Below are 3,414 nucleotides of genomic sequence, written 5' to 3' on the forward strand. Positions count from 1 at the left end.
CTCCTATTAGAAAACAATGAGTTATCTAATAGGAGGAATATTGCATGGGAACGGTATATACGCAACTGAGCTTACAAGAACGGCGCAGGATCGAAGACTGGTGGCTTGCAAAGGTCCCTGTCGCTGAGATGGCGCGCGTTTTGAAGCGTCACAAGTCGACGATATTCCGAGAGATCAAACGCAACTTCTGGGCCGATGATGCCTTTCCCAAGAAGTACGCGGGATACTTCGGCATGGCAGCACACCAGCGCACGCAGCAACGCCGTTCCACGCAACGCAAGCTGATCAGACATCCCGATCTGTGCAAGCGCGTCATCGAACGGATCAAGCAAGGATGGACGCCCGAGCAGATCGGCAACCGGATGATCTATGAAGGTGCTACGCTACGCGTCTGCCAGGAGACGATCTACCGCTACATCTATTCTAAGGAAGGCATGGACCAAGAGCTCTGGTGGTACTTGCCCGAACATCGGAAATCCCGCAGGCCACGCCGTGCCAGGAAGCGCCAGAAGCCCAAGTTCGACCGTGATGTCAGCATTCTATTCCGGCCAGATGATGTCGCTCACCGTCGCCAGTTTGGGCACTGGGAGGGAGATTTGATGCTGTTCAAACAGAAACTTGGGCAAACCAATGTCACCTCGCTGGTCGAACGTGTCAGCCGCTTCACCGTGCTGCTGAAGAACCCGAACAAGCGCACCAAGCCGGTGATGGGGAAAATTATGAAAGCCGTACGCGACCTGCCTCATCTGGCCCGCAAATCAATCACCTTTGATCGCGGTACCGAGTTCGTCAGCTGGCCACATTTGCAGGCCGAAATCGGGACGCAGACATGGTTCTGCGATCCTTCCAGCCCGTGGCAAAAAGGCACGGTCGAGAACACCAATCGAAGGGTCCGAAGATGGCTTCCTCGCAAGCGCGACATTAGGACGATCACAGACGAGGACATGAAGGTGATCTGTGATCGGCTCAACAATACGCCTCGCAAGTGCCTTGGATGGAAGACGCCCGCTGAAGTCTTCCGTGAAAAGATGATGGAAGAGATGGGCCAATCCCCCTACCCTCAACGCCAATAGGAGTCGCAGTTCAGGTATCGCTCACACCTTGACTTCGTCGATCGTACGTTTATCCGTCTATAGTGGCGCCATTTGACAACATGACACAGTCGCATGGGCCATCGGCAGAGCGATCAGACCAAACAGTTGTCCGTTTTTTAACATCTTTTGGACCAAAATGTCGTCAATAAGAAGTTTTTACGATTTAGAGGCGCATGATGGCGATACGTGGAACCGAAAACGGCGATACCTTGAATGGGACAACTGGTGATGATGAAATTCTCTCCGGTGCCGGGGACGACTCGACATCAGGCGGTGATGGCAACGACGCGATTCAGGGCGGCCTTGGCGAGGATACCATTGATGGTGGCGCTGGTGAGGATACCATAAACGCGGGCTATGATGATGATAGTGTCGATGGCGGCGACGGCTCTGACACGATCGACGGCAATCTTGGCAATGACAGCATTTCTGGCGGGTCAGATGACTCGGCCGACAATATCACCGGCGGCGCAGGTAACGACACGATTGAAGGGCTGGGTGGCGACGATGTCATTGACGGGGGCACTGGCGACGGTGAATCTATTCCGGGGGGGCATTCGGACGATGACCTGATCTTTGGTGGTTCGGGCAACGACACAATTACCGGCAACGATGGTGATGACGCAATCGATGGCGGCACTGGCGATGACAGTCTGCGCGGTGATGCCGGTTCCGATACGATCACCGGGGGTGAGGGCAACGACCAGATCGACTTCACCGACAGTGATGATGAGACTGACACGCTTGTTCTGTCTGATGGCGATGGATCCGATACGGTCACAGGGTTTTCGGGTCCTGTGGATGATGGAATTGGCGGGTACACAAGTGAAGACCAATTCGATGTTTCAGGCCTGACGGATGCTGAGGGTAACCCGGTCAATGCCTGGGATGTGATCGTCAGTGACGATGGGTCCGGCAATGCGGTTCTTACATTCCCGGATGGCACGTCGACCAAGTTGATCGGGGTTGCACCGTCCCAGGTAGATACGGTGCAAGAGCTCGGGGCCATGGGCATTCCATGTTTCGCCGCCGGGACATTGATCGAGACCGCGCAGGGCGCAGCGCCAATCGAAACGCTGGTCGAAGGTGATTTGGTTAAAACACGCGATCACGGGCTGCAACCGATCCGCTGGATTGGATGGCGCACTGTTGATGCCTCGGGTGATCTTGCACCGATTTGTATCAAGGCGGGGACGCTTGGGAATGATCGTGACCTTCTGGTCTCGCCTCAACATCGGATTTTGGTAACCGGCTGGAAAGCGTCTTTGCTGTTTGGCGAAGAAGAAGTCTTGGCTCCGGCCAAGGCGCTGGTCAACGACAAAACCATCCTTTGGCTCCGATTGCCGGCCATTACCTATTGCCATATGCTGTTTGACAATCACGAGGTGATTTTGTCCGAGGGCATGTGGACCGAGAGTCTGCACGCCGGCCAAGTGGCGATCGACGCTCTGGGCGACGAGTCGCGTCGTGAAATTCTCAGTATCTTCCCCGAACTCGAGAAGCCGGTGTTCAACGAAACAAGGCTGGCCCGCACGGCTTTGCGGGTCAAAGAAGCACAGATCTTGGCGGGATATCTATAAATTGGCTGCTGCCGTGTCGTTTGGTTTCAATCAGGCGTAAAAACGCGACCTGTTTCAAGAGATTCCTGCCCAACAATCAGGGCCGTCGCTACCGTGCCAAGACGGACACACACAGGCTTACTCCACGGGCTGCGTAACAGGTATGCTATTGCAAAACGCATTAAGGGACCCCACAAAGAGGCCCCTTAACGTGAAATACAAGTTTCGGTTTAGCCGATGAAGGCATCCAGGTGCTTGCCCACATAGGCCGCCTGTACAGGTGACAGGTTTGGCGCGGCCTCGGCGCGGGTGGTACCTTCGCGCAGCTCTGGGAACAGGGCAAAGATCTCTTCGCGGGCTGCCGCATCCATCGAACCCATGGTCGGCTGATCCGGGTGGAAGCTTTCTGTTGCAGCGCCCTCGGCGTAGATCACCTCGTGCTGGTCAAACATCACGTGATAATATTCAACCTTCGTGAATTCATCACGCAGGATTGTATCGTCGTTCACCAGTTCCAGCGCGGTCACAAGGGCCTCGTCATGGTCGAACAGCATTTCCAATTGCCAACCTTCCAGCACCATGCGGTGACGCGGAGAAACAACCAGATCACGACTGTTGCCCATGGCGCCGGCCTTGATGCGCACGGCGCGGTCTTTGGTGGCTGTCATGCCAATCCAGCGTACCGGCTGAAAGCCGTTGTCGCGGGTGCGCACCATCATGCCGGGGGTCAGGTCCTGCACGGCCACTTCACCCTGATCCGT

Annotated in this window: 3 protein-coding genes; 2 read left to right on the plus strand and 1 reads right to left on the minus strand. The window is 55.6% G+C overall.

Annotated elements, in window-relative coordinates:
• The first annotated feature begins 44 nt into the window (after positions 1-44).
• Entirely contained in the window at positions 45-1,073 is a 1,029-nt protein-coding gene (locus ACP151_RS21105) for an IS30 family transposase (protein WP_424980768.1), read from the plus strand.
• A 197-nt stretch (positions 1,074-1,270) separates the two neighbouring features.
• A complete protein-coding gene (locus ACP151_RS21110) occupies positions 1,271-2,674 on the plus strand; it encodes a Hint domain-containing protein (RefSeq protein ID WP_424980769.1) in 1,404 nt (467 codons plus the stop codon).
• A gap of 209 nt (positions 2,675-2,883) precedes the next feature.
• Here the strand turns inward: ACP151_RS21110 and ACP151_RS21115 are convergent.
• Positions 2,884-3,414 (minus strand): Hint domain-containing protein (locus tag ACP151_RS21115; protein ID WP_424980770.1); only part of this gene is annotated, 531 nt, incomplete at its 5' end.

The sequence above is a fragment of the Leisingera sp. S232 genome (assembly GCF_049800895.1).
In the GTDB taxonomy this organism is placed as follows: Bacteria; Pseudomonadota; Alphaproteobacteria; order Rhodobacterales; family Rhodobacteraceae; genus Leisingera.